The 25,079-nt window shown below is 63.1% G+C and carries 23 protein-coding genes; 6 read left to right on the top strand and 17 right to left on the bottom strand.

Annotated features, from left to right (window positions below; genetic code table 11):
- The first annotated feature begins 120 nt into the window (after window positions 1–120).
- The 4 genes from ABQX22_RS09430 (at window position 121) to ABQX22_RS09415 (ending at window position 5,587) form a co-directional block, all read left to right on the top strand.
- Window positions 121–1,491: a hypothetical protein gene (locus tag ABQX22_RS09430; protein ID WP_349798774.1), complete on the top strand. Its 1,371-nt coding sequence runs from the start codon at window positions 121–123 to the stop codon at window positions 1,489–1,491.
- Window positions 1,492–1,584: 93 nt separating this feature from the next.
- Window positions 1,585–2,934: a GntT/GntP/DsdX family permease gene (locus ABQX22_RS09425; protein ID WP_349798772.1), complete on the top strand. Its 1,350-nt coding sequence runs from the start codon at window positions 1,585–1,587 to the stop codon at window positions 2,932–2,934.
- A 125-nt stretch (window positions 2,935–3,059) separates the two neighbouring features.
- Window positions 3,060–4,112, top strand: a complete 1,053-nt coding sequence (locus ABQX22_RS09420) for a LacI family DNA-binding transcriptional regulator (RefSeq protein WP_349798770.1) — start codon at window positions 3,060–3,062, stop codon at window positions 4,110–4,112.
- Between the two features lie 314 nt (window positions 4,113–4,426).
- Complete coding sequence (locus ABQX22_RS09415; RefSeq protein WP_349798768.1) at window positions 4,427–5,587, top strand: L-talarate/galactarate dehydratase; 1,161 nt, start codon at window positions 4,427–4,429, stop codon at window positions 5,585–5,587.
- A 118-nt stretch (window positions 5,588–5,705) separates the two neighbouring features.
- On the opposite strand, the gene ABQX22_RS09410 is transcribed toward ABQX22_RS09415, so the two are convergent.
- From ABQX22_RS09410 to ABQX22_RS09330, 17 genes are all read right to left on the bottom strand, one after another.
- Window positions 5,706–5,924 carry a DUF6434 domain-containing protein gene (locus ABQX22_RS09410; RefSeq protein ID WP_349798766.1) on the bottom strand — a complete coding sequence of 73 codons (219 nt, stop codon included), beginning with the start codon at window positions 5,922–5,924 and terminating at the stop codon, window positions 5,706–5,708.
- A 415-nt stretch (window positions 5,925–6,339) separates the two neighbouring features.
- A complete protein-coding gene (locus tag ABQX22_RS09405) occupies window positions 6,340–8,151 on the bottom strand; it encodes an ABC transporter ATP-binding protein (RefSeq protein ID WP_349798764.1) in 1,812 nt (603 codons plus the stop codon).
- Between the two features lie 144 nt (window positions 8,152–8,295).
- Entirely contained in the window at window positions 8,296–8,913 is a 618-nt protein-coding gene (locus ABQX22_RS09400) for a GAD-like domain-containing protein (protein WP_349798762.1), read from the bottom strand.
- Window positions 8,914–8,925: 12 nt separating this feature from the next.
- Window positions 8,926–10,269, bottom strand: coding sequence for a DUF6861 domain-containing protein (locus ABQX22_RS09395; protein WP_349798760.1), 1,344 nt, complete (start codon window positions 10,267–10,269; stop codon window positions 8,926–8,928).
- A gap of 260 nt (window positions 10,270–10,529) precedes the next feature.
- On the bottom strand, window positions 10,530–11,417 hold the full coding sequence (gene yghX, locus ABQX22_RS09390; RefSeq protein ID WP_349798758.1) for a YghX family hydrolase: 888 nt from the start codon (window positions 11,415–11,417) through the stop codon (window positions 10,530–10,532).
- Window positions 11,418–11,754: 337 nt separating this feature from the next.
- A complete protein-coding gene (locus tag ABQX22_RS09385; RefSeq protein ID WP_349798756.1) occupies window positions 11,755–12,759 on the bottom strand; it encodes an ABC transporter substrate-binding protein in 1,005 nt (334 codons plus the stop codon).
- A 39-nt stretch (window positions 12,760–12,798) separates the two neighbouring features.
- A complete protein-coding gene (locus ABQX22_RS09380; protein WP_349798754.1) occupies window positions 12,799–14,910 on the bottom strand; it encodes a TonB-dependent receptor in 2,112 nt (703 codons plus the stop codon).
- 11 nt (window positions 14,911–14,921) lie between these two features.
- Window positions 14,922–15,686, bottom strand: a complete 765-nt coding sequence (locus tag ABQX22_RS09375; RefSeq protein WP_349798752.1) for an ABC transporter ATP-binding protein — start codon at window positions 15,684–15,686, stop codon at window positions 14,922–14,924.
- Window positions 15,683–16,699: a FecCD family ABC transporter permease gene (locus ABQX22_RS09370; RefSeq protein WP_349798750.1), complete on the bottom strand. Its 1,017-nt coding sequence runs from the start codon at window positions 16,697–16,699 to the stop codon at window positions 15,683–15,685. Before ABQX22_RS09370 ends, ABQX22_RS09375 begins: the two co-directional genes overlap by 4 nt.
- A gap of 507 nt (window positions 16,700–17,206) precedes the next feature.
- Window positions 17,207–18,211 carry an allantoicase gene (gene alc, locus ABQX22_RS09365; protein ID WP_349798748.1) on the bottom strand — a complete coding sequence of 335 codons (1,005 nt, stop codon included), beginning with the start codon at window positions 18,209–18,211 and terminating at the stop codon, window positions 17,207–17,209.
- Window positions 18,212–18,338: 127 nt separating this feature from the next.
- Window positions 18,339–19,019: an urea carboxylase-associated family protein gene (locus tag ABQX22_RS09360; RefSeq protein WP_349798746.1), complete on the bottom strand. Its 681-nt coding sequence runs from the start codon at window positions 19,017–19,019 to the stop codon at window positions 18,339–18,341.
- Window positions 19,020–19,051: 32 nt separating this feature from the next.
- Window positions 19,052–19,708 (bottom strand): amino acid ABC transporter permease, encoded by a 657-nt coding sequence (locus ABQX22_RS09355; protein WP_349798744.1) that lies wholly within the window; start codon window positions 19,706–19,708, stop codon window positions 19,052–19,054.
- Window positions 19,708–20,367 carry an amino acid ABC transporter permease gene (locus ABQX22_RS09350; RefSeq protein WP_349798742.1) on the bottom strand — a complete coding sequence of 220 codons (660 nt, stop codon included), beginning with the start codon at window positions 20,365–20,367 and terminating at the stop codon, window positions 19,708–19,710. Before ABQX22_RS09350 ends, ABQX22_RS09355 begins: the two co-directional genes overlap by 1 nt.
- Before the next feature lie 3 nt (window positions 20,368–20,370).
- Window positions 20,371–21,015, bottom strand: coding sequence for an urea carboxylase-associated family protein (locus tag ABQX22_RS09345; protein WP_349798740.1), 645 nt, complete (start codon window positions 21,013–21,015; stop codon window positions 20,371–20,373).
- A gap of 10 nt (window positions 21,016–21,025) precedes the next feature.
- Window positions 21,026–21,643 (bottom strand): urea carboxylase-associated family protein, encoded by a 618-nt coding sequence (locus ABQX22_RS09340; RefSeq protein ID WP_349798738.1) that lies wholly within the window; start codon window positions 21,641–21,643, stop codon window positions 21,026–21,028.
- Between the two features lie 8 nt (window positions 21,644–21,651).
- Window positions 21,652–22,503 carry a transporter substrate-binding domain-containing protein gene (locus ABQX22_RS09335; protein WP_349798736.1) on the bottom strand — a complete coding sequence of 284 codons (852 nt, stop codon included), beginning with the start codon at window positions 22,501–22,503 and terminating at the stop codon, window positions 21,652–21,654.
- 234 nt (window positions 22,504–22,737) lie between these two features.
- The gene (locus tag ABQX22_RS09330) at window positions 22,738–23,616 is read right to left on the bottom strand and encodes a MurR/RpiR family transcriptional regulator (RefSeq protein WP_349798734.1); all 879 of its coding nucleotides are present in this window, start codon (window positions 23,614–23,616) and stop codon (window positions 22,738–22,740) included.
- A gap of 237 nt (window positions 23,617–23,853) precedes the next feature.
- Between ABQX22_RS09330 and ABQX22_RS09325 the strand changes: the two genes are divergently transcribed.
- Together ABQX22_RS09325 and ABQX22_RS09320 are read left to right on the top strand one after the other, a co-directional pair.
- Window positions 23,854–24,462, top strand: a complete 609-nt coding sequence (locus tag ABQX22_RS09325; protein ID WP_349798732.1) for an SCO family protein — start codon at window positions 23,854–23,856, stop codon at window positions 24,460–24,462.
- Complete coding sequence (locus ABQX22_RS09320) at window positions 24,462–24,941, top strand: copper chaperone PCu(A)C (RefSeq protein ID WP_349798730.1); 480 nt, start codon at window positions 24,462–24,464, stop codon at window positions 24,939–24,941. Before ABQX22_RS09325 ends, ABQX22_RS09320 begins: the two co-directional genes overlap by 1 nt.
- Window positions 24,942–25,079 lie beyond the last annotated feature (138 nt).

Here is a 25,079-nt window from a genome sequence, read left to right as displayed (position 1 = left end):
AATAAATTGACGTTGATGTGAATTCTGCACTAGGGTGCGTAACTCGGTAGCAACGAATCCATAACAATTATTGTTCATCCGGTGGTCGTTACCGACTCAAGCCTTCACCGAGGACGAACCATGAATTTCGAATTACTGTTTGCAGATCAATCAGCACCTGTTCGCTACGCACTGACCGGCGCCAAAGGTGGGTTCTCCCGCACCTTGCTCGCCCAGACCCTGAGAATGCCGCGCATCAGCGCTGCGGCGTTGTGCGACCTGGATGTGCCGGGCTTGCGCGCGCTGTGCATCGAGCTGGGTTTCGACGCTGAACGTCTGGTCGAATGTGCCGACGCACAGGCCGTGGCCGCTGCCCCCGCCGACGCCATTGTGCTGGTCGCGGACGTCGAACTGTTGGCCGCTGCTACCTATGACATCCTGGTAGAAGCCACCGGCAATCCGTCCATCGGTTACCGCACCGCGCGCCGCGACATTGAAGCCGGACGCCACGTGGCCATGGTCAGCAAGGAAGTCGATTCGGTTTCCGGGATTACCTTGTCGCGCCTGGCCGCCAGGCACGGCGTCGTCTACACCACCGCCGATGGCGATCAGCCGGCCAACCTGATTGGTTGGGTGAGCTGGGCACGCGTCCTGGGGCTGGACATCGTGGCCGCGGGTAAATCCAGCGAATACGACCTGGTGTTCGACCCTGCGACCGGCAACGTCACCCAGCTTGATCAAACCATTTCCGCTCCGGCACTGGGCGACCTGATGAACCTGGGCGATGACATCCCCGCGACCCTGGCCGCACGCCGCGCCGCGCTCAACGGCCTGAAAACCTCGGCCACTGCCGACTATTGCGAAATGCTGGTGGTGGCGACCAACACCGGGATGATCCCCGACGTCGAGCTGCTGCATTACCCCATCGCCCGCACCGCCGAACTGGCTGACATCTACGCCCTGCGCGAAGACGGCGGCGTCCTGAGTCAGTCGGGCGTGATCGAAGTGTTCAACGTGCTGCGTCTGCCGGACGAAGCCAGTTTTGCCGGCGGCGTGTTCGTCGTCGTCCGCACCCACGATCAGGAAACCTGGCAGTTGCTGGCGCAAAAGGGTCATGTGGTCAGCCGCAACGGTCGCTACGCCTGCATGTACCTGCCGTACCACTTCATGGGCGTCGAAACGCCGATCACGCTGCTCAACGCGGTGCTGCACAAGCGTGCCTCGGGCTCCGACAAGCCGACCCAGTGCACCGTGCTGTCGGGCCGTGCCACGGTGGACATCGCCGCCGGCACCGTTCTGAAAATGGGCGGGCATCACCACGACGTCACCGGCGTGCAGGCGGTTCTGCTGGCCGCCAAGGATGCCGACGAAGACGTGGCGCCGCTGTACCTGGCCGCACACGCCACCGCCGCGCGGGACATCAAGGCCGGTTCGCTGCTGCAGATCGCCGATCTGAAAGACTACAGCGCCGACCTGCATGACGCGTGGCGCGCCGGTCGCCAGCCAGCCTGAAGCCAGGCGCCCGGTGAACGGGCGCCTCTTTGTGGTGTGCTCCTTATTTCCTACGCGTGACTCTAGTGTCCGAAAAACAGGTTCAACAAAAAGATGAATAGCGAACTGTTTGTTTTCTCGATGGCGGCGGGCGCCATCGTTGTGCTGATCGTGCTGATCACCCGGCTCAAGCTCAACCCGTTTCTGGCGTTGACCATGACCGCCATCGGCCTGGGTCTGCTCAGTGGTGTCAGTTCGACGGAGACCATCGACAGCTTCGCCAAGGGCTTCGGCTCGGCGCTGGCCAAGACCGGTCCTGTGATCGGGCTGGGCACTTTGCTCGGCGGGATTCTGCTGGGTTCGGGCGGGGCGGATCGCATCGCCAACGCCTTTATCGGCAAGCGTCCGGTGCAGTACGCGCCCTGGGCCATTTGCGCGGCAGCATTGCTGATCGGCATGCCGCACCTGTTCGACGTCAGCTTCATCATGCTGGCGCCGCTGGTGTACACGGTCGCCAAGCGCACCAACAGTCACTTGCTCTACATCGGTCTGCCATTGGCGGCCGGTCTGTATGTGTCTCACGGTCTGCTGCCGCCTCACCCGGCGCCGACCCTGGCGGTCGCGGCGTTTCACGCCAACACCGGGCTGACCATTTTCTACGGTTTGCTGATTGCCGTGCCGGTCGCGGTGATTTGCGGACCGGTGTTCACCAAGATCATCAGCCCATGGTTCGGCCCTGCGCCTGACTTGACGGCAGGTCCGGTGGGCGCGCGGGAAGTGGTGGAAGGTCAGCCACAGGCGTCGTTGGCGGCGTCGATCATCGCGGTGCTGATGCCACCGGCGTTGATGCTGATCGGTACGCTGGGCATCGCGTACACCGAGAAAGGCACTGCGCTCTGGGGCTTTTTCAACTCGCTCAACAACCCGATCCTGTCGTTGCTGGCTGCTGTGATCTTTGCCTTCTTCGCCCTCGGTCTGCGCTCGGGCTTCAACCTGGGCCAGGTGCAGAAAATGGCGGGCCAGGGCCTGGCGCCGCTGGGTGCCATCGTGATGATTCTCGGCGCGGGCGGTGGCTTCAAGGAGATGCTCACCACCACCCACGTCGACGTGCTGATCACCCATCACGCGTCAGGCTGGGCGATCAACCCGTTGATCCTCAGCTGGGGCATCGCCGCGCTGCTGCGGATCTGCCTGGGTTCGGCCACGGTCGCCACGGTCGCGGCCACCGGTATCGTCGCGCCATTGGCGCTGGCGCATCCCGGCCTGTCACCGGAGTTGCTGGTGCTGGCCACGGCGTCGGGCGCAGTGATGCTGTCCCACGTCAACGACTCGGGCTTCTGGCTGTTCAAGGAGTACTTCCAGTTGACGGTCGCTCAGACCTTCCGCACCTGGACGCTGATGCTGTGCCTGCAATCGATACTGGGCCTGATCGGCGTGCTGTTGATCGAGGCCGTGATTAGCTAGCGAGTTTCCGGGAAACCGGCGCAGCGACAAGGTAAGGTGCGTGTCCGACGGGGCTTTGGTAGATTCTGCCAGCCCCGTCTTGCTGTCAGCAGTCCACTTTGTCGCGCTTTGAACCGGAACCCCCCATGGCGAAACCACCTGCAAAGCCCGCGTCCGCGGCGTCCCTCCTTCAGCCGAAAAAGCCTGGCAACCTCACGTTGATCGATGTGGCCAAGGTCGCGGGTGTCTCGCCCATGACCGTCTCCCGTGCCTTGCACCGCCCTGAGCTGGTCAACGAACAGACCCGGGACAAAGTCCGCGAAGCGGTACGCACCACCGGGTACGTGCCCAACATGCTGGCGGGCGGGCTGGCCAGCAACAAAAGCCGTCTGGTGGCGATCTTCCTGCCCACCATCGCCAACTCGATTTTTGCCGACACCGTCCAGGCCCTGATGGACCGCCTGACCGAGGCCGGTTATCAGACGCTTCTGGGGCTGACGGGTTATTCCGCCGAGCAGGAAGAAAAGCTGCTGGAAGCGGTGCTCGGTCGGCGCCCGGACGGCATCGTCCTGACCGGCACCCTGCACACCGAGTCAAGCCGGCTACGGCTGGCGCAGTCAGGGATCCCGGTGGTGGAGGCGTGGGACCTCAGCGAGGACCCGCTGGACATGCTGGTGGGGTTTTCCCATGAGCGCGTGGGCGAAGAAACCGCCCGGCATTTGCTGAACAAGGGCTACACGCGTTTTTCGGTAGTCACCATCAGCGACCCCCGCGGCCTGCGTCGCTGCAACAGCCTGATAGCCGAACTCAAGCACTTGGGCATCAAGAACGTCCCCATGCAAGTGCTGACCCCGCCGGCTACCCTGGAGGTCGGCCGGGAAGGGCTGCGTCGTCTGCTGGATCAAGGCGATCGGCCGGATGTGGTGGTCTGCAGTTCCGACACCATCGCCCAGGGCGTGCTGGCCGAAGCGGCGAGCCGTGGCTGGCGGGTGCCGGAGGATCTGGCGGTGATGGGCTTCGGTGATCTGAGCAGCGCCGCGCAGGTGTACCCGGCGTTATCGACCGTGCGCGTGGACGGCAGGCACATCGGTCAGCAAGTGGCGCAGGCGCTGCTGGATCGCTTCGCGTACCCGCAGGGCAGTCATGATCCGGTGCGGATCGACACCGGCTTTACCCTGGTGGATCGGGAAAGCACCTGAACCTGGCTGCCGCTGAGCGTGCTGCCGGTTGATGCAAGTCCTTGTGGGAGGGAGCTTGCTCGCGAGAAGTCGGCAAGGTCGACACACCTTCACAACTGTCAGTGCGCATCGCGAGCAAGCTCCCTCCCACTCGCAAAAACGACGAACGTGCTGTTGAGTGATTGCGCAATCAGTGTAGTATCCGTTGCAAGGTGAATTGCCGTAGACGCAGCGCGCCTTTTTTTTAAGTGGGCATGATTGCGCAATCATAATCGGTGCGTCATGACACGCCGTCTTGCCTGGATGGTATTTTTCAGCGCCCAAAGGAGAACCTCATGCTCACACAACAACAAAACCTCAAATCCTCCGATGACGACCGCATTGCCTGGGTCCGGGTGTCGTCCGTCTTTCTGCCGCTGGCCAACCCCATCAGTGACGCCAAGGTCCTGACTGGCCGGCAAAAGCCGATGACCGAAATCGCCATTCTGTTCGCTGAAATCGAAACCGTGGACGGCCATCGGGGCTTGGGTTTCAGTTATTCGAAACGGGCAGGGGGCCCCGGTCAGTTTGCTCACGCCAAGGAGATCGCCCCGGCCCTGATCGGCGAGAACCCCAGCGACATTTCCAAGCTGTGGACCAAGCTGTGCTGGGCCGGTGCATCGGTGGGCCGCAGCGGCCTGTCCACCCAGGCCATCGGTGCGTTCGACGTGGCGCTGTGGGACCTCAAAGCCAAACGCGCCAACCTGTCGCTGGCGCGTCTGCTGGGGGCCGAGCGTGATTCGGTCCGCTGCTACAACACCTCCGGCGGCTTCCTCCACACGCCGCTGGATCAGCTGATGAAAAACACCGATCTGTCCCGGGAGAAGGGCATTGGCGGGATCAAGTTGAAAGTCGGTCAGCCGGATTGGGCCCTGGACCTTCACCGGGTCAGCACGGTGCGCAAACATCTGGGCGACGACTTCCCGCTGATGGTGGACGCCAACCAGCAATGGGACCGCCCGACCGCGCAGCGCATGTGCCGGCGTTTTGAGGAGTTCAACCTGATCTGGATCGAAGAGCCCCTGGACTGCTACGACGCCGAAGGTCATGCGGCCCTGGCGCAACAGTTCGACACGCCCATTGCCACCGGCGAAATGCTCACCAGTGTGGCCGAGCACGCCGAGTTCATTCGCCTGCGCGGCGCTGATTTCCTGATGCCCGACGCGCCGCGGGTGGGCGGCATCACGCCTTATTTGAAAGTGGCGGCCATGGCCGAACAGGCGGGCGTGATGCTCGCACCGCACTTCGCCATGGAATTGCACGTTCACCTGGCGGCGGCTTACCCGACTGAACCCTGGGTCGAGCACTTCGAGTGGCTGGAGCCGCTGTTCAACGAACGCCTTGAAACTCGCGACGGACGCATGCTGGTGCCGACCCGGCCAGGGCTTGGGTTGTCGATGAGTGAGCAAGTCAAAGCCTGGACGGCGCAACACGCAGAAGTCGGTACTCGGCCTTGACCATGGGTACGAGCATCTGACCTGTTGGAGCGAGGCTTGCCCGCGAAGGGGCCGGCACATCTGACGCCTCTGTGGCGGCTGATCCATTGCCTTTCGCGGGCAAGCGCGCTCCTGCAGGCTAAGCGGTGGCGTCTGGATTTCTTCGTGTCCACTCAATCGCGACATCGCCCATGGTCTTGGACGTGCCGTCCTTGATCCAGGCCATGAAATCCCGATCAAAGCGAAACGCCGCGCCGCACTGTTCCGTCAGGAAGCGCCGCACGTTCTGGGTGTTTTTGTACCGGGGATCAACGGGGGTGGTGGCAGTGATGGGGTGGCTGTGCCAGTCGAAGGTCATCGGGTTCTCGGTCGCCGTATCAAGGATCAATGTCGGGGAGTGTAGACCGTTCGCAGCGTTTGATTCTGGCCGCACTGCGTGCTCGGATTTTGCTGACGCTGCGCGCCAGATCGCAGACACGTCAGCGCCCACGCCTTCGGCAAAAGCCGACCGTGGCCCGCAGAAAGAAACAGTACCGTTCTCAAGCTGATCCCCAAACGACAGGCAGAAAAAAGCCCGCTGGGGCGGCGGGCTTAAAGAGGATCAAAAGGAGTAAAGAGAAGATGACGGTTAGGGCGTGAATATTTTGTGAAAAGACAATTGAAAATGATTCCGCTTTGAACGAGCCGATGAACGGTCGCTTTTCGCGCGCTATGCCACCTCAGCGCCGCTCGCCAAAACCCGGAAATGCTCATACTCGATCCTGCCGTGCGGGCTAGCGATAGCCCCGGGCCTGAAGGTCAAACAGCTGGGCATAGCGCCCGGCCTGCGCCATCAGACTCTCATGGTCGCCGCGCTCCAGAATGCTGCCCCGGTCCAGCACCACGATGTGTTCGGCGTTGCGCACACTGGAAAAGCGGTGCGAGATCAGCAGGCTCATCCGCCCTTTGGCGTACGCCCGGAAATGCTCGAAGACGGCCGCCTCGGCGCCGGCATCCAGTGCAGCCGTGGGCTCGTCGAGGATCAGGATGTCGGAGTCACGGCGCATGTAGGCGCGGGACAGGGCGATCTTCTGCCACTGGCCGCCTGACAGCTCCTGTCCGCCGGCAAACCATTTGCCCAATTGCGTCTGATAGCCGTTGTCGAGGCCGTCAATGAAGGTCGCGGCCATGCCTTGCGCGGCGGCCTCGCGCCAGCGGGTTTCATCATCGAAGGCGCGGACGTCGCCAACCCCCAGGTTTTCACCGACCTTCATCTGGTAGCGCAGATAGTCCTGGAAAATCACGCCGATACGCCGGTGCAGTGTCCCTTGATCCCATGCCTGCAGATCACTGCCGTCCAGCAGGATTCGGCCTTCGCTCGGGGCATAAAGCCGGGTCAGCAGTTTGATCAGCGTGGTCTTGCCGGAGCCGTTTTCGCCCACCAGCGCCAGGCTCTGGCCGGGTTTGAGGTGCAGGTCGATGCCGCGCAACACAGGGTGCGAGGCGCCGGGATAGGTAAATCCGACCCCTTCAAAACGCAATCCGTCGCCGGGTTGCGAGCCGGTGGTCAGGTGCCCGGTTTCGGTGTTGACCGGCTGGGCCAGGTATTCGTGCAGGTGGGTCAGGTACAGCCCGTCTTCGTACAGCCCACCGATGGCGCTGAGGCTGGAACTGATCGCCGATTGGCCCTGCTTGAACAACACCAGGTACATGGTCATCTGGCCCAGGGTGGTGGTGCCGTTCACGGTGTCCAGCACGACCCACGCATACGCCACGTAAAAACCCAGGGTGCCGAGCAGTCCCAGGACAAAACCCCAGCCATCCCGGCGCAGGGTCAGGCGCCGGTCCTCGGCGTAGAGCCGGGTGAACGTCTCCCGGTAGCGCTGAAGCAACAACGGCGCGATGCCGAACAGCTTCACTTCCTTGATGTGGCCTTCCTGGGAAAGCAGCGCTTCGATGTAATTCTGCTGGCGGGTTTCCGGCGCGCGGCGGGTGAAGAGGCGGAAGGCGTCGCCGGAAAAATGCGTCTCGGAGAAGAACACCGGCAGGGCGGCCACCACTAGAATCGCCAGCGCCCAGGGCGAAAAGTGCACCAGCAGCACGGCGAAACTCACCAGCGAGATGAGGTTCTGCACCAGGCCCAGGGATTTGATCACCAGCCCCAACGGCCGCGTTGAGGCGTCCCGGCGCACGCGCACCAGCTTGTCGTAGAAATCCGAATCCTCGAACTGCAGCAGCGACAGCGTCTGCGCTTTTTCCAGAATCAGCAGGTTGACCTTCTGCCCCAGCTGCACCCGCAACAGCGACTGCTGCACCGACAACGCCCGTTGCGCGGCGGCCAGCAGGGCCAGCACACCCGCTTCGGCGAGCACGAAACGCAACACCGGCCACAGCGGCGCATGACCTTGGTCGGCGTGCAGTTGAATGCCTTCGAGCACCGCGTCGACGATGCGCTGGCCGATCCACGCTGCCAGCGCGGGCAACACACCGGCGATCAACGTCGCCACCATCAAGCCAATGAACAGTCCTCTGGACGTGCTCCACACCAGACCCAGCGCACGCCGAGATTGATCCGCAAAGGCCGTGAGGCGGGGAAATGACATCATGAATCGGCGAACTCCGAAGGCGCCTGCTCAGCCGCAATGGGCCGGGCAACACGCGTGAGGCGGGGAGGGGTGGTGCACTTTCAACGGTCGTGACACTCATCGTTGCCAGCTTCGACAGCAGACGCCAACGAAGTACTGCACCTGTTAAACATCCGAAAAATCGTACGGCTGAAGCTCGGCGAGTTGAGACAGCAGGATCAAATGTTCCACTGCTTTTACCTTCTCCAGATGTTGGAGCGTATCGCGGCCGCCCAGCATTAGCGCCGGAACAAAACCGTACATCTCATCGTGACGCAGGACGCCGAGTTTTTGGGTGGCGGGTTTGAACAGGTCGCCGTAGTCGTTGGAGTCAACCTGCCTGGAAAGCAGAAAGGAACGAAGTCCCTTATCCATCTGTGCGCCTGTGTAGATCGATGTGTGCGTGGTGTAACGAGAGAGATAACTGGTTATCTTGAGTGAGGCGCCTGTATTTTCTCCCCATAGGTACAAGTCACCAAAGGCACTACGTGCAATGAGGTGGTAGGTGTCAGACGTCGCAAATTGGGTGTTTTCAATCCAATAAGCGACTACCTCTTCGTATTCCTTCGGGTTAACGATCCAGAAAAGACCCTCTGCGTATCCGCACCAGCCATGTTCATTCCAATACTCAAGTAGCTGCGCGGGTAGCTTGCCTCTATACCGTTCGATGCTGGACGCCGGGACTTCTTGACGGTCCACCGGTCCACCAAACGTCTCCAGAAACATGGAAAACACCTCATCCATTGTTGTTGCTCCTCAACATTTATGAAGTTTGACATTGAGATAGGTGCCGCCGCGCATAGACACAGGCACTGTCTGTGCTGCGCTTTCCAGGCGTTTTATCTTTGATCTCCATTGCGGTCCAATACTGGAGTTAACTTGCCTGTCCCCGAAGTCGGCAATGACATCCCGGCCTCCAGCGCTCAAATCAGGATTGTGGAGCCCTGCAAGATTTGACAGGGTTTGCCTGGCTCTTTCTATGCTTTGCGCTCTGGCTTCTCTTGGACCGAGAGTTTGCAAGAGTTCCTCTTGAAAGCGGTTTATCAGTTTGTCTTCCAGTTCCCGCCGGGCCTTCCTTGCAGCGCTCGGGCTGCGCTTCATCGGATTGGCAATGTTCTCAAGATACTCATCAACCGTCAGCCGATTCAGCCCGTCTTCCTGCCCCTTCAACTGTCGCTCGAACTCACCGATCTTGGACGCTGGCATGTTGTCGGCCTTGAAGCACTCGACTTCATGACGCGCCATGGTAGTCGGCGTGGGTTTGGGCGGCGCAGTGTCTTTTTCGGGTGGGTGCGTCGGGTGGTGCGATGGCGGCGGCGGACCGAGCGTCCCCCGGTTTGGCTTTGATGCGCCCAGATCGGGCCTTTTTTTCAGCGCGTCTTCATGCTTGAGCATCCAGGCGCCCAGTCGCGCGCCTTTGCGGCTGGACCGCATCTGCTGTGCCAGAACGTTCGCATCGCCTCGGCCCCGCGTGAGGTATTCGACGATGGCGCCCAGCAACAGCACCACGACCTCCACATGCGCCAGTGCGATCTGTTGCGCCGCCGAGCGCCGGGCAAACGGGCAATCCGGTCTGATATGACATAAGCCTGTGTCGCTCTTGGGGCCGTTCCAGGCGATCTCGATGCCGCTCACGTAGTACCCGGCAATGCGTGGCAGACCGTCGATGAAAAACTCGGCGATGGATGTCAGCCCCAGCATCCCTAATAGCCAGGTGCTGATTTGCAGTCCCATGGCGGCGCCGGCAACACCGAGGGGGTAGGCACCGGCGCCCCCGGCAAACACACCGGCCCCTGCGCCGATCACCCCGCCAGTCAAGGCGCCGCCGACGATGATCGTTGCCATTTGCGTGACGACACCGAGCAGATCGTCAAGAACGCTGGCGATGTCGAGGGCCGCGAAGCGTTGTTTCAGGAGGTAGGCGGCGTCCGGTCCGGCCAGATCAAACGCGGACCTTACGCTGTTGAAACGGCGCAGGCCGAGCCGGGCGGCGTACAGGTGTGTGTCGCCCTGTGCGCTGTAGCTCAGCGGCTCGTGCGTATGGGCGGCGAAGCGTCGTTCCAGATCGCGCCATGCAGGCACGATGTCCCCTAAATACATCCCCTCTCTCCCTGGCAGCGTGTCCGGCCAGTGGACAAATACCGCTGACTCCCGGCGCGTTGAGTGCGCGGAGTACGGTCTTGCACTGGCCATCCTTTGCCGCACACGAATCTGGAGGGGAGTAGGCAGGCGCGCCGCGCCCTTGCATGTCAGGCACGTTGTTGAGCGAAGTGGGAGGGGGTGTGTTTGCTTGTAGCCGGTGGACTACACCGAAGCGTAAGGCGCCCCGTCAGCCGCGCTGGCTGACAGGTGCCCGAAGGTTAGACCAGATACCGTCGAAACCACGTCAGCGTTCGTTCCCATGCCAGGTTCGCGGCGGCTTCGTCGTAGCGTGGGGTCGAGTCGTTATGAAAACCGTGGTTGGCGCCAGGGTAGATATAGGCTTCGTAGGTTTTGCCTGCTGTTTTCAACGCCTGTTCGTACGCTGGCCAGCCTTCGTTGATGCTTTTATCCAGTTCTCCGTAGTGCAGCAACAGCGGCGCCTTGATCCGCGCGACATCTTCGGCTTTCGGCTGGCGTCCGTAGAACGGCACGGCGGCCGCCAGCTCGGGGTACGCCACCGCCGCAGCGTTGGCCACGCCGCCGCCGTAGCAGAACCCGGTGATCCCGACTTTGGCGGTGCCGGTGTCGTGGTTCATCAGCCACTCGATGGCGGCGAAAAAGTCGTTCATCAGTTTGGTCGGGTCCACCTGTTGCTGCAGCTCGCGGCCCTTGTCGTCATTGCCGGGATAACCGCCCACCGAGGTCAGTCCGTCCGGTGCCAGCGCGATAAACCCGGCCTTGCCCAGGCGGCGGGCCACGTCTTCGATGTAAGGATTGAGCCCACGGTTTTCATGGGCGACCACCACCGCCGGCAATTTGCCGCTGGCCTTGGCGGGCCGGACCCGGTACGCCCGCACCGTGCCGTTGCCCTTGGGCGAGGGGTAGGTGATGTACTCGGCAACGATATCCGGGTCAGTGAACGACACCTGTTCGGCCAGCGCGTAGTTCGGGCTCAGTGACGCCAGCATCGCCGACGCCGTGAGACCGCACAGCGTGAACGCCGCCGCCCGGTCCAGAAACTCCCGCCGGTTGATCCGGCCATGGGCGTAGTAGTCGTAGAGTTCGAGCAATTCGGGAGCAAAGTCTTTGGCGGTGAGGCGAGTCATCGGCGCTTCCTTTTTGGTTCGTCGGGCGGGCGATTACGCGGGCCATAAGACAGTAGGCATGTTCTGAGGCGTGCGCAATCTCACTGGCCTGAACGGACGTGTAGGCGCTGCCGACCCGGAGGGAGGCTGCGATGCAGTACACCTGACACACCGCATCGCAGCCTCGCACGGGCTCGTCAGCTCCTACAGAAAAGGGGGCGTTTGATGATCGCTCCCGCGCTCCGCGTGGTAGCGCAGGGGATGACGCTCTGCGTCACAGGACGCGGAGCGTCCGGGGCTGCATTCCCACGCGGAGCGTGGGGACGATCGGGCTGCTGGGATGGTCAATCACCCGGCGTTATCGGCTGGGCGGCAGGCCCTGAAGGATGAGGCGGGCGTCGGCCTGGCTCAGGGGGTAATCGAAGAATCGCTGGTAGAACGCCGCGGTCTCGTCGAGCATGTTGACGCCCTGAAACAGCCGGGGATGCAGCTGTTGCGCCGCCCATTGAAGCTGCAGCGCCACTTCGGTGCCGTAGCGATCCCACGGGAATACGCCCGCCGGGTTGCGCAGCACGTGGCCGTCTTTTACGGCCTTGAGCTCGGCCAGCAGCGGCGCTTGTGCCGCCTGACTCAAATCGCCGGCGTTCGCCGCCAGGATCACCACGTCCGGTTGCCAGGCCAGCACTTGCTCGGCGGAGACCATCTGCAGGTTGCCGGTCAGGCCGGTGGCGGCGTTGCGTCCGCCGGCGATCCTGATCCAGTCGTCGATCAGGGTGTCGCTGCCGTCGACCTTCAGCGGATTGACCGAGGCGATGTGTAGCACCCGAGGTCGTTGCTCGGTCGTCAACGTGCTGACTTTGCCCTGCACATGGGTCAGTTGCGTGTTCAGGTACTGGTTGTACGCCTCGGCCCGCGCCATGGGTTGCGTACCGCCCAAGGCCTGCGCCGTGGCCAGCATCGAGCGTTGCAAGCCGGCAAGGTCCGTATAACCCATGCGCATCACCGGCAAGCCCACTTGCTGATAGGCCAGGGCCTGCCGATCGCCTGTGGCGGTGAACACCAGATCGACCCCATCGGCCAGCAGTCCTTCGACGTTGAACGCCGTGCCTTCGACGCGCGTGGCCTGGTTCAGGCTCGGCAGCACTTTGAACATCCACGGCTGGCTGCGAGCGTGATTGACTGTGGCGACGATGCGTGGCCCGGCGCCCAGGGTCATCAGCAGCACGTGGTGCGCGTACCAGGCATCGGCGATGCGCATCGGTTCCGCCGAGACCTTCACGGATTGCCCGCTGTCATCGGTCACCTGCCGCTCGTTCGCCGCCTGGGCGTTGGCGCTCAGACCCATCACCCACAAACAACCCACCCACCATGCCCTCCCGCGCTTCAACACACCCGCGCCCATTTACAGGTCCACCTGAATCGAGGCCTGCAACATCCGTGGCGCAGCCGGTGAAGCGCTCGCCTGGCCCGCACCGGTGTAACCGTTCAAACCGCCGGGGACGATGTTGGTCCAGTAATGCGCGTTGCCGACGTTGGTCATTTCCAGGCGATAGACCGTGTCGCGCTCCACCAGCCGGGTGCTGTAGCTGGCGCCGATGTCGAAGGTTTCGTAGCTGCCGACCCAGTGATCGTTGCTGTCATCGGTGGGGCGTGGGCCCACGTAACGCGCGTTGAGATTGACCGCGAGGCCGGGCACCTGATCGATGCGGTATTCGGTCAGCAGGCTGGCGGTGACCCGGGACAGGCCGACGATGCGCGTGTCTTCGGTGCTGGCGTTGCCGGTGGACAACAATTTGGGATCGAGCCAGGTAAGGCCGCCGTACATTTTCAGGTGTTGCGTGACGTTGCCGTCGGCCAGAAACTCAAGGCCCCGGTTACGTTGCTCGCCGGCGATGGCATACACGTTGTCGGCCTGGGTATAGGCGAACGGACGCTTGACCTGGAACGCCGCCAGCGACAGGTTCACGCCGCTGACCACCCACTTGCTGCCCAGCTCCCACATGCGGCTGCGGTACGGCGCCAGGATGCTGCCCACATTGCTGCTGCCTGCTGCGGCGCTGTCGCCTTGTTGCAGGCTGTCGGCGTAGGTGAGGTAAAACGTCAGGTCATCCACCGGCTTGTACAACAGGCTGCTGGCGGTGCTGATGCCGGAATCTTTGGACGAGGTGTGCACGTCAGCCAGGGTGTAGTTGTCGGCGGTCAAGCGGCTTTGGCTGCCGCTGAGCATGACGCTCCACTGCGGGGTGAACGTCAGCGTGTCGCCCATGATGAACGAGCGCTGCTTGGCGTTGGCCGAGTGGTAGCGGTCAGTGAAGTCGGGGTAATCGGGTTCGGCGAAGCTTTGCGGGTTGCTCAGCGAGGCGGTGCCCAGGGTCTGGGTCCTGCCGGAGACGGGGTTGTAGTTATCCCAATCAAAACCGGTCAGGCCGAAGGTCAGCTCGTGCTGGATCGGCCCGGTGTAGACCGTGCCGTTAAGGTTGGCCAGGTAGCTGTTGATGGTGAAGCGGCTGGCCGTGGCGCTGGCGACCGATGAGCGATAGGTGCCGTTGTTGTTGATCAGGGTGTTGGTGACGCCGGTGGATTCGCGGTCGGCGATCTGCCGCAGCGCGCCGACGTCGAGTTTCCAGTTGCCGTTGTAGTCATGCTTGAAGTGCAGGCTGCCGGTGTCGGTAGTGTTGTTGTCGCCGGCGTAGTTCTGGCCCAGGTTGCTGCGCGTCGCGTCCGGCGCGTTGGGCAGCTTGACCCCCGAGGCCACGGCGAATTTGCCCGGCAGGCCTTTGGCGAGGTAGCTGTAGTGGCTGAAGTTGGTTTCGATCACGCTGTCGTCGCTGATCTGGAAATCCGTCGCCAGGCTCACCAGTTGCCGGCGCAAGGTGCTGCCCTGCGCGTAACTGTGGCCCTGCTCGTCGGCGACGTTGAGGCGGTATTTGATCTTGCCTTCGGGGTCGAACGGGCCGCTGAGGTCGGCGGCTTTCAGCCAGCTCAAGCCGGTGCCGACGCCCACGGTGACCCGGTTGCGGGTGAAGTCGGTGGGGCGCTTGGACAGCAGGTTGAAGGTGCCCGCCGGGTTGGCCGGGCCGTACAGCGAGCCGGACAGTCCACTGAGCACTTCAACCCCGCCCAGTTGCTCGGCCGGGTAATCGGTGGTCGAGACCACGTTCAGCCCGTCGAGCCGGCTGTTCTGCACCACGCTGCCCTGCAGGCCGCGGGTCTGGGGGCGTGCGCCGTCGGCCTGCACCGACGGCAGGTAACGGATGATGTCCTTGAAACTCTTGAGCTGCTGGCTGTCGATCAAGTCGCGCGGCACGACGCTGATCGAGTAGGGCGTGTCCTGCAAACGGCGCTGGCCCATGGGCCCGACGGTGGCGGATTTGTCCCGTGCCTGCTGCGCGATGGAATCGTCGGCGCTGACATCAATGGGTGCCAGTTGCACCTCGTCGGCGTGGGCCATTTGAACGGCAACGCTCAACAACAAGGGCGCAAAAACAAGGCGGGGTGCACGTGAACGTTTCATCGGTGGAAGGCTCAGCAAGGGATAAAAAATCGGTGTCCGTCGGCATCGATCTGCCGCACGGTGGCGTGATAAAGGCGCTGCATCAGGTCGCTGTCGATGACGTCACGCGGCGTGCCATCGGCGATCAGCCGGCCTGCGTGCAGCACCAGTACGCGGCTGGCGGCGGCCAGCGCCTGTTCCGGGCGATGGCTGCTGGACAACACGCTCAAGCCCTGGTCGGCCAAGCGCTGGAGCAAGGCCAGAAGGCGCAACTGGTGGCCGTAATCGAGGCCCGTGACCGGCTCGTCGAGAATGATCAGCCGGGCCTTTTGCACCATCGCCCGGGCAATCAGCACCAGCTGGCATTCGCCGCCGGACAGCTCGGTGTAGGGCCGCGTTTGCAGGTGAGCGATGCCCAGTTGCGTCAGCGCGTCGGTTACCGCCTGCTCATCGGCGACGCCCGGCGCACGTCCCAGGCCGGTCACCGGCAAGCGGCCCTGAGCGACGATCTGCGCGACGCTGAACGGGAAACTCGGCACATGGGTTTGCGGCACATACGCCAGTTGCCGGGCGATGGCGCGGCGGCTCAAGGTCGGTAACGGTTGACCGTCGAGCAGCACTTGCCCGCTGGCCGGTTTCAGCAGCCCCAGCAGCAGGCGCAGCAGCGTGCTTTTGCCGGCGCCGTTGGCACCCAGCAGCGCAATGTTGTCGCCGGGGTGGATGGTCAGGGACAGGTCATCGAGGATCAGCCGGTGGCCGAGGCGATAACTCAGACGGTCAGCCTGCAGCACGCTCATAACCAGCCCTTGCGCACGCGGTGCAGCACCAGCACGAAGGCGATGGCGCCGAACAATTCAGTGATGATCCCCAGGGGGATTTCTCCGGCCGAGACACTGCGCGCGACGCCATCCGCCGCCAGCAGAAACACGCCGCCCAAGCAGGCGCTCACCGGCAGCAAGCGCACATTGCCAGGGCCCACCAACAAGCGCGCCAGGTGCGGCACCAGCAGGCCGATCCAGCCGACCATCCCGGCCAGGCTGACGGTCAAGGCGCAGATCAGCGTTGCGAGAATGATCACGCCGTATCGGATTTTCTGCACCGGCACGCCGAGGCTGTAGGCCTCGTCGTCGCTCAGTGACAGCGCGTCGATGGCCCGGTCGCCGAGGCATAGCAGCACGATGGCCAGCGCGAGAATGGGGGCGATCCACATCAGGGTGTGTTGATCCACCGCACTGAGACTGCCCAGTAGCCAATAGACGATGCTGGGCAGCTGATCCACCGGGTCGGCCACGTATTGAGTGATCGACAGAAGCGAGGTGAACAGGGCATTGGCGACGATGCCGCCGAGCACCAGCAGCAGGATCGAGGAGGTCTGGAACATATGCGCAATGCCGACGCCTACCGCCACGGCGGTCAGCCCGGTGACACATGCCAGCAGTGCAATGGGCAGCGCCTGCCAGTGCCAGAGGATCCCCAGCGCCGCACCGAATGCACAACCGCTGAGCACCCCCAGCAACCCCGGCGACACCAGCGGATTGCGGAACACCGCCTGATACGCCGCGCCGGACACCGACAGCCCGGCACCCACCAGCACGGCGGCGATGACGCGGGGCAGGCGCGCGTCGAGGATCAGGCTGTGGAGCAGCTGGGCGCGCCCGTCAGGCAGGTCGCTCATACCTAATGGGTGAAGGATGAAACGCAGGAACTCAGCGAGTGAAATCCAATAGCGCCCCACCAGCAGTGCAATCAGCGTCGCGGCACACAGCAGACACAGGCTGAGCCAGAGGGAGAAGCGGGAAGAGGGGAACATCGAACGCTCAAGACAACGGTATGTAAAAAAGTATATAGCGCTGGGGCTGAGGGGACCACGGGCAATCGCCGTTATGAGGAAATCTTCATCTGCGACCGCGCACCCTCTGTAGGAGCCAACTTTTTGGCGAAGCGGCAGAACGGGCGTATCAGGTATGACGCTTCGGGAACACGTTCGCTCCTACAGGGGGGGTGGTTATTTAGGGGGCGCCGCCATCCTGCTTCTGCCCGGAGGGCGTGGGAGTCTGGCTTGCCGACGATGGGGTGCGCAGCGGCCCTAAGATCGGACGCGTCGGCAGTCCAGAGAGATCGCACGCTCAGGTTCTGCTGCCGGTTCCCGGCAGATCGCAGGCAAGCCAGCTCCCACGGCCTCCGGCCAGAATCAAAAGCGGAAGATGCTCGCACTTATTCAGCCGAACGCAGGCAATTGTGGAGCTGCCGAGCTGCCGAGCCGCCAAAGGCTGCGATTGCGGTGTGTCTGGCACACCGCGATTCAAGGGGCCGGGGGTTAGCTGCTCTTGCGCACGGGCTTGCCGAACAACCGCAACCGGCTGACGCCGCCGTCCGGGAAGACGTTCAGGCGCACGTGGGTGATGGGGCCCAGTGCATTCAGTTCGGCCTGGTAGAAATGCTCGCGGTCCATTTCCATTTTTTGCTCGGGCAGCAGCTCGCGCCAGAACAGGCTTTGGGTTTCGATCTGGCCGTCGGTGCCGCCTTTGACGTACGCGGCCTGGATCGACACGCGGTCCGGGTAGTTGCCCTTGTAGTGCAGGGTGTCGACCAGGATGCGCTCGACTTCCCCGGCCACGCCCAGCGCGACGATCACCCAGTCATTGCCCGGTGTGCGACGGCGGGCGGTTTCCCAGCCTTCGGCCATGACGGCGGCGCGACCGGGGTTGATGATGTTGCCCATCTGACCGTAATGCTCGTCCGAGCAGGCGATGGCGCGGCCGCCGTTGAGCGCGGCGCACAGGTCCACGCTTTCATCCGGATCGTTGTTCGACCAGTCCTTGTGCGGGATGCCGTAGACCCGCAAGCGCGCGACGCCGCCGTCCGGGAAGATGTTCAGCCGCAGATGGCTGTAGGGCGCGCTGTCGTCCAGGGCGTGGAAGTGGTGACTGTTGCCACTCAGTTCGACGGCGCCCAGCACTTCGGTCCAGACCGTGTCGGCGTCAGGGTCGGCGCCTTGCAGGAAGCAGCCCTCGATGGACGCCGAAGGCGGGAAGTTACCGGTGAAGAACGAGGTGTCGATGTCCACGCCCTTCAGCGTGCCGGCGACCCCGAGGCGGATCACGGCGTGGTCATAGCCTTCGTGGCGCTTGCGCCGGGATTCCCAGCCGTCCATCCATTTGCCGTTGTCGTCGAACACGCCGTCCTTGAACACCGCCGGGGTGTGCTGGAACAGGCGGTTGACGTCGGCGAACCAGTCGTCGGTGACCGACAGCGCGACGGTGCCCAGGCGCGCGTCGGCCAGGTTCAGGTATTTCTCGAAGGCGTGTTGATGAGCGTGCATGGATTTACCTTTTTTAATTGATCGTACCCACGCTCCGCGTGGGTATGCATCCCGTGACGCTCCGCGTCACCAGAGAGACGCGGAGCGTCGGAGGCGGGGTTACCACGCGGAGCGTGGGAACCATCATTTATCGTACTGTTTTAACGTGATCCGGCACCCAGGGCCCTTTCACGCTGATGGCCGCAAACGCGTCATCGATGATCTGCAGTTCGGCGTCCTTGGGCGTGTTATCGCCGGCGCCCTGGATGCTGACGATGTCCTGCGGGCAGGCGGAGAACGCGACGAAGCAGTCCATCTCCGCCCGTAGCGTGATGAAGTCGCCGGGATTGGTGACCGTGGGCAAGGTCGCCAGGGTGATGTTGTCCGGCTGCACGCGGATATTCATGAAGATATTGAACGAGGCCAGGTTGCGGCGCGGCGGGGTCACGCCCAGTTCCAGCATGCCTTCGAACAGGTTGTCGCTGCAGTTGCGGTGGTAATGGGTGCAGCCCAGCAACTCGTAACGGCGACGGTCGCAGGCGGCCATGAAGGTGTCGTGCACGCCGGGGGAGGTGTCTTCCACCACGGTCAGTATCGGATGACGCGCGCTGGTGACGAAGCTGTCGCCCACCACCGGGTTCAAGTGCTGGGTCCACACCCGCGTGGCTTCCATGCACATGAACTCGTCGAGGTCATAGGCGTTCCAGGCCCAGCAATCCACCACTTGGGTGCCGTGGGTGTTGATGACGCGCACCGATTGCCCGGCTTTCAGGCGGACGGCTTTGCCGTGGCCGGCGGGGATGGTCAGGGTCGAAGGGATGACAGACATGGGTAAGCTCCAGTTCAAAGGCAGATTCGGGTTCAGGCCAGACGATGGCGATGCAGGCGGCGCTCAAGAAAGCCGGCCGCAGTGTCCAGCAACACAGTGATCAGCCAGTAGGCGAGGGCGACCATCAGATAGATTTCCAGCGGGGCGTAGCTGGTGGAAATAGCCTGCTTGGCGGCATACATAAACTCTTCCACGCCCACCACCGAGAGCAGCGCGGTGTCCTTGATCAGGCCGATGATCAGGCCCACCGACGGCGGCAGCGCCACCGGCAAGGCTTGCTTGAACAGCACGTGGCGCAGGGTTTCCCACGGGCGCAAGCCCAGCGCGGCACTGGCCTCAAATTGGCCAAGCGCGATACCGCCGAACGCGGCGCGCAGCACTTCGCCCATGTACGGTCCGTAATACAGCGTCAGGGCCGTGACCCCGACCACCGGCGAACTCAGGGTGATGCCGTATTCCGGCAGGATAAAAAACAGCAGATAAATCAGGACCAGCATCGGCAGGCCCAGCACAAAATCGATGTACGCGCGGACCAGCCCATGCAGCCACGGACGACCTTTGAGCAGCGCCCAGGCCAGCAGCGCGCCGAGGGCAAGCGCGGTGCACACCGAGATCAGGCTCAGGCGCAGGGTAACCAGCAAACCGGCGGCCAGATCGGGTGCGTTGTCGAGAATCGCCGACCAATCCATCAGTGACTCCTCGCGCGGTTGAAGCGACGTTCCAGCCGTCGCGCCAGCTTGAGCGTCGGCCAGCAGATCAGCAGATACCCGGCGACCACCAAGGCCAGCACCGGTGTGGCTTCGAAGGTGCGGGCGATGACCAGTTGCCCGGCGTAGGTCAGTTCAGTCACCGCCACCACCGAGGCCAGCGGCGTGGTCTTGACCACCAGTGTGAATTCGTTGACCAGCGCCGGCAGACTGCTGCGCAGGGCTTGCGGCGCCGAGACGTACCACCAGACCTGAAACGCCGACAGCCCCAACGCGTGGGACGCCTCGGTCTGGCCGTGGGGCAGGACCCGGTAATTGGCGCGCAGGACTTCGGCCACATACGCCGCGCTGTTCAGCCCGATGGCCAGCACCGCCGCCAGCAACGGCTTGCCGCCAAGGCCAATCATCGGCAGCGAGAAGAACACGATGAACAGCTGCACAATCGACGGCACGCCGCGCATGAGGCTGACATACAAATGCCCGACACCACGGAGCAGCGGCGTCGACCGCCCGCGCAGCCACCAGATGACGTGGCCCATGATGAAGCTGGTGACGGCGGCCAGCACCGTCAGTTCCAGCGTCACCACAAGCCCCTTGGCCAGATCGGGCAGGGCATTGAGCATTTGTGCGCTCGTGGTCATGGGTCAGGCCGGGAAGTCACTGAGGTCTTCGGCCACGGACAATTCGACCGCGCCGGGCTTATCGTTGCCGGCGATGCCGGTGCAGCAGGTCGAGACCACGAACACGGTGTCGAGCACCACGCGGCAGGTCACCGAATCACCGGCTTTGACCGTGTTGGGCTGCGGCGTCAGCGTGCCTTGCTGGTCCAGTTGCACGTTCATGAACAGGTTGATCGGGTCCGGCAGTTTCGGCTGCTGGCGGTTCAGGCGTTGCAGTTCGGCGACCAGCGCTTCGACGCAACCGGGCTGCCCTTCATAGCCGTTGGCGGCCAGAAATGCGGTGGTGGACGCCGGCATCAGCAGGTCGTGTTTGCCGACGCTGTCCTTGCCCAGCACCATCACGGGACGGCGACGGTTATTGACCAGGCGCATGCCCGCGCCCAGCACGTACGAGTTGCTGAACACCCGGGTGTGATGCACCGACAGGTGCACCGTGGGCTCCGCTTCGCTGAAACCGAACAGGCTTGCCACGGCGCCGTCTTCCCGCGCGGTGATGCGCAGCAACTGGCCGCGCTTGACCAGGATGGAACCGGCGCTGGCGGCGGGGACCGTGACTGACTGCATCGGCAGCGGCGTGCGGGTTTCGGTGGCGTCTTTCATTAACAACATGGGGCGATCCTCAGGCGTGCGCGGGCGCTTCGTCGGAGATGACGATGTCGATGGGGGTGACCAACAGCCCGTTGCCGGGAATGATGTCCTGCGGGCACGACGACACCGCGCACACCAGGTCCTTGAGCGCCCGGAAGACGATCCGGTCGCCGGCCTTGCTGGTGGGGTCGGTGACCTGCATGCGGCAATCGGCGGTCACCGGGCCGTTCTGGAACAGGTTGAACGGCTCGGGCACGTTCACCGGCAACACGCCGTAATGGCTCAGGCCTTCGTGCATGTTGTCCAGGCAGTTGCGGTGGCCATCCACGCCGAAGTCGACGCTGAACCGCGTGCAGTCACAGGCTGGAACGTTGGCGTCATGCACACCGACGGTGTCATGGAGGATGGTCAGCAACGGCTCGTCGGCGTTGGAATACAGGCTGTCGCCGACCGCGAAAAACAACGAATCCAGGCGGCGACGGGTGTGGGTCGGCGACAGGTATTGCTCAGGCGCGCCGTTGACGATGGCGACGAAATCCGCCGCTTGCTGGCCGTCACGGTCGATCACCGTGATGAACTGGCCGCTGCGCACTTCGAACGTACGACCGTGGCCGGCCGGTACGTGAACGTGGGTGGATGGCGAAGACATGGGTGTTCTCACTTGGCAGGAATGAAGTCACTGGAAGGCAGATCAAAGGTCACGCCCAGGTACTGCTGCTGCAATTTCTGCAGCTCGCCGGAGCTTTTCATCGCAATGATCTGGTCGCTGATGGCTTTGTTCAGGCGCACGTCGTCTTTGCGCGTGGCCCAGCTGATCCACTGGCTGTCCCCCAGCTCACTGACCTGGCGCAGGTTGTCCGGGTGCTGCTTGCGCAGGCTGCCGAGCACGGTAATGTCATCGAGGATGAAGTCGGCGCGCTTGGTCATCAGGGCGGACAGGGTCTGATCGACGCTGTCGACGCCGACGATCTTGATCGGGGCCAGGCCCTTTGCCTTGAGCTCGACGTTGAACTGCTTGACCAGTTGCTCGGGCGCCGAGGTGGTTTTGACTGCAGCGCTCAGGCCCGCCAGGCTTTCGATTTTCAGGCTGGCCGGATCAAGGCGCTTGTCGTCGGCGCGGGTCATGACCGCGTTGACGCTTTTGCCGAAGGGCGCGACGAACAACACCTTGCCGGCGCGTTCGGCGGTGACGTTCAGCGAGGAGCCTTCGGCGTCCACTGAGCCTGAAATCAGCGCCGGGATGATGCCGCTGAACGCCATCTTCTGATACTCAACCTTCACGCCGAGGGTCTTGGCCACCTGCGCCATGATCGCCGGGGTGTAGCCGGTGATGGCGCCGCTGTCGTCGGTGTATTCGTACGGCGCGAACGTCGGGTCGATTGCCACTACCAATGTGCCGCGCGCTTTGACGTCGTCCAGCGTATCAGCCAGGGAAACCGAGGCGTGCAGGCTGGCAGCCAGCGTGATGGCGGCCAGCGCAAACGGGAATGCGGAGAAGGTTTTTTTCATGATGGCGCCCTTGGTCAGGTAGGAAGACACAAGGGGTATCGCAGGTTCTGTGCCAGCCTTGCGGACGATGGCGAAAGAAAATCAGCGGGCCTTAAGAAACAAGGGTTTCACGAATTTAAATCGTGAAACATTGGTTTCTTTGGGCTAATCCGCGTTTCAGGATGGCTGTGTGAGCGCTCTGCGGTGGTGCGAACTCAGCGCTTTTATGGTGCGCCGGGCCGCACGTCCTGCCCTCTACTCCAGCTCTTCAAGCTGCTGGTGCAGGACTTCCACCTGGGCCAGGTGCGTGGCTTTTTCCCCGGCCAGCTCCTTGCCCACCAGCGAACACAGCAGGTTGGTGATGCCCGCGACGCTGGCGATGCTGTCGAACATCAGGCTGCCTTCGGTGTGGCAGCGAATCACCCAGCGCGCCAGCTTCGCCGGTTTGCCCGCCAGCACGTCGGAGACGTACAGAATCTGCACCCCCAGCGCCGCCATCGCCACCATGCCGCTTTCCAGCTGCGGCACGCGCCGGCGCAGACCGATGCAGATGGCGACGTCGCGCTCATCGAGCCCGGCGATGTACTCGGCCAGACTGTCGCCAGCTGCGGGCAGCAGCAGAATGTCGCCGCGCACCTGAATCAGGTTCCTGCGAAACATCACCGCCACGGTCTGGCTGTGGCGATAACCGATCAGCACCACGCGACGGGCCTTGGCGATGGCCTGCGCCATCTGGAACAGATCAGGCTGGGACAGGGATTCGTAGGTTTTCACCAGATTGGTGATCTCCTGATCCAGGTGATGCTGGATCAGCGCCTGAGGGTCTCGATCCTCGTCACCCAGATGCTGGAGGTACAGCGGAGAGCCGCCGCTGCTGGCCTTGCGCGCGTCGCGGCGGGCGGTGTCGTAGGAGTCGTAACCCAGGGCGCGGAAGAAACGGGTGGTGGTGGCCTTGGACACGCCGGCGCTGATGGCCAGCTCGGTGGCGGTCTGCATCGCCAGATGGCCGGGGGAGGCGAGGATGACGTCCGACAGCTTCTGCTCCACCGCCGACATCTGGTCGTAGCGACCGCGAATGCGGCTTTCCAGCGACACTGACGGTTCCGTTGCCTTGGGGTTGCTCTTCGGCGCCATGTGGCGGCTCCCTGAATTGACTTGCGAAGTGTTGCCCTGCGAAGGGGACGCAGTGTACAGAAGAATGACCGGCGATCGCCCATGATCCCCGCTGCGCCGAAGCCTCGCACAGCGTGTGCCATTTTGTCGCAGGCCCGTATGTCCTCGTGACACACTTCCGGGCGCCGCCGATGGTAAATTCTGCGCCCGCTCACCTGCGTGGCGCCGCCTGTGGCCTGCGTGCGAGGAAGGTAAAACATGAATGGATTATTGACCCGTCGCCGGGTGCTTACCGGCATGAGCCTGCTGAGCCTGGGCCTGATCGCGGGCTGCGACGGCTCCACCAGCGCCTTGTCGTTCAAGTACGGCAAGGACCTGAGCAACACGATCCTGGGGCGCACGTTCAAGCTAAAGGACGTCAACGGCGACGTAAAAATGCTGACCAGCTATCGCGGGCTCATGCCGATGGTGTTTTTCGGCTTCACCCAATGCCCGGCGGTCTGTCCGACGGCCCTGGCCCGGGCGGCGCAAGCCAAGAAGCTGATGGGCCCGGACGGCGACACGCTGCAGGTGATTTTCATCACCCTGGACCCGGAGCGCGATACGCCCGCGATCATCGACCACTACGTCAAACAGTTCGATCCAAGCTTTGTGGCGCTGTCCGGCACGCTGGAAGAAACCGCCGCCACGGCCAAGGAATTCGGGGTGTTCTACGAGAAAGTCCCCTTGGGCGACACGTACACGATGTCTCATTCGGCCACCAGTTTCGTCTTCGATTCCCGGGGCAACCTGCGCCTGGGCCTGTCACCGTCACTCTCCGCCAAACAGTGTGCGGAAGACCTGGCCACCGTCATGGAGGTGTGCTGATGCGCACGCGTTTGTTTACATCGTTCGGCCAGCCGTTGGCGTTGGCGCTGTTGTTGGGTTTTAGCCTGAACGCGTCCGCGCAGACCACGGTCGACGACGCCTGGGTCCGCGCGACCGTGCCGCAGCAGCCGTCCACCGGAGCATTCATGCGCCTCACGGCCTCCACCGACAGCAAGCTGGTGGGTGTTCAATCGCCCGTCGCCGGGATCGTGCAGATCCATCAGTCGAGCATGGTCAACGACGTCATGAGCATGAAACCGGTCGCCGAAGTCGCGCTGCCTGCCGGCAAGACGGTGGCCATCGACCCGGAGGGTTACCACATCATGCTGATCAACCTGACCGGGCCGATCAAAGAGGGCGACGCCGTGCCGCTGACGCTCATCGTTGAGGATGACAAGGGCGAGAAAGAAACCATCGAAGTCACCGCCACCGCCCGCGCGCTGAACGCGCCGGAGCATGGCGGTATGCACATGCATTGACGTGCACCGCAGTTCCCCTGTGGGATTGCGTCTGGCCGGGAATAAAGTGAGGCATCCATCGTTGGAGCGAGGCTTGCCCGCGAAGCTTTTCAGGCTTCAGACATTGCTGCGCTGCACCGGCCTCTTCGCGGGCAAGCC

The sequence above is a fragment of the Xanthomonas sp. WHRI 1810A genome (genome assembly GCF_040202885.1).
GTDB lineage: Bacteria > Pseudomonadota > Gammaproteobacteria > Pseudomonadales > Pseudomonadaceae > Aquipseudomonas.
Note: the sequence above shows the minus strand (reverse complement) of the source record. Positions and strands in the feature narration are given on the sequence as shown.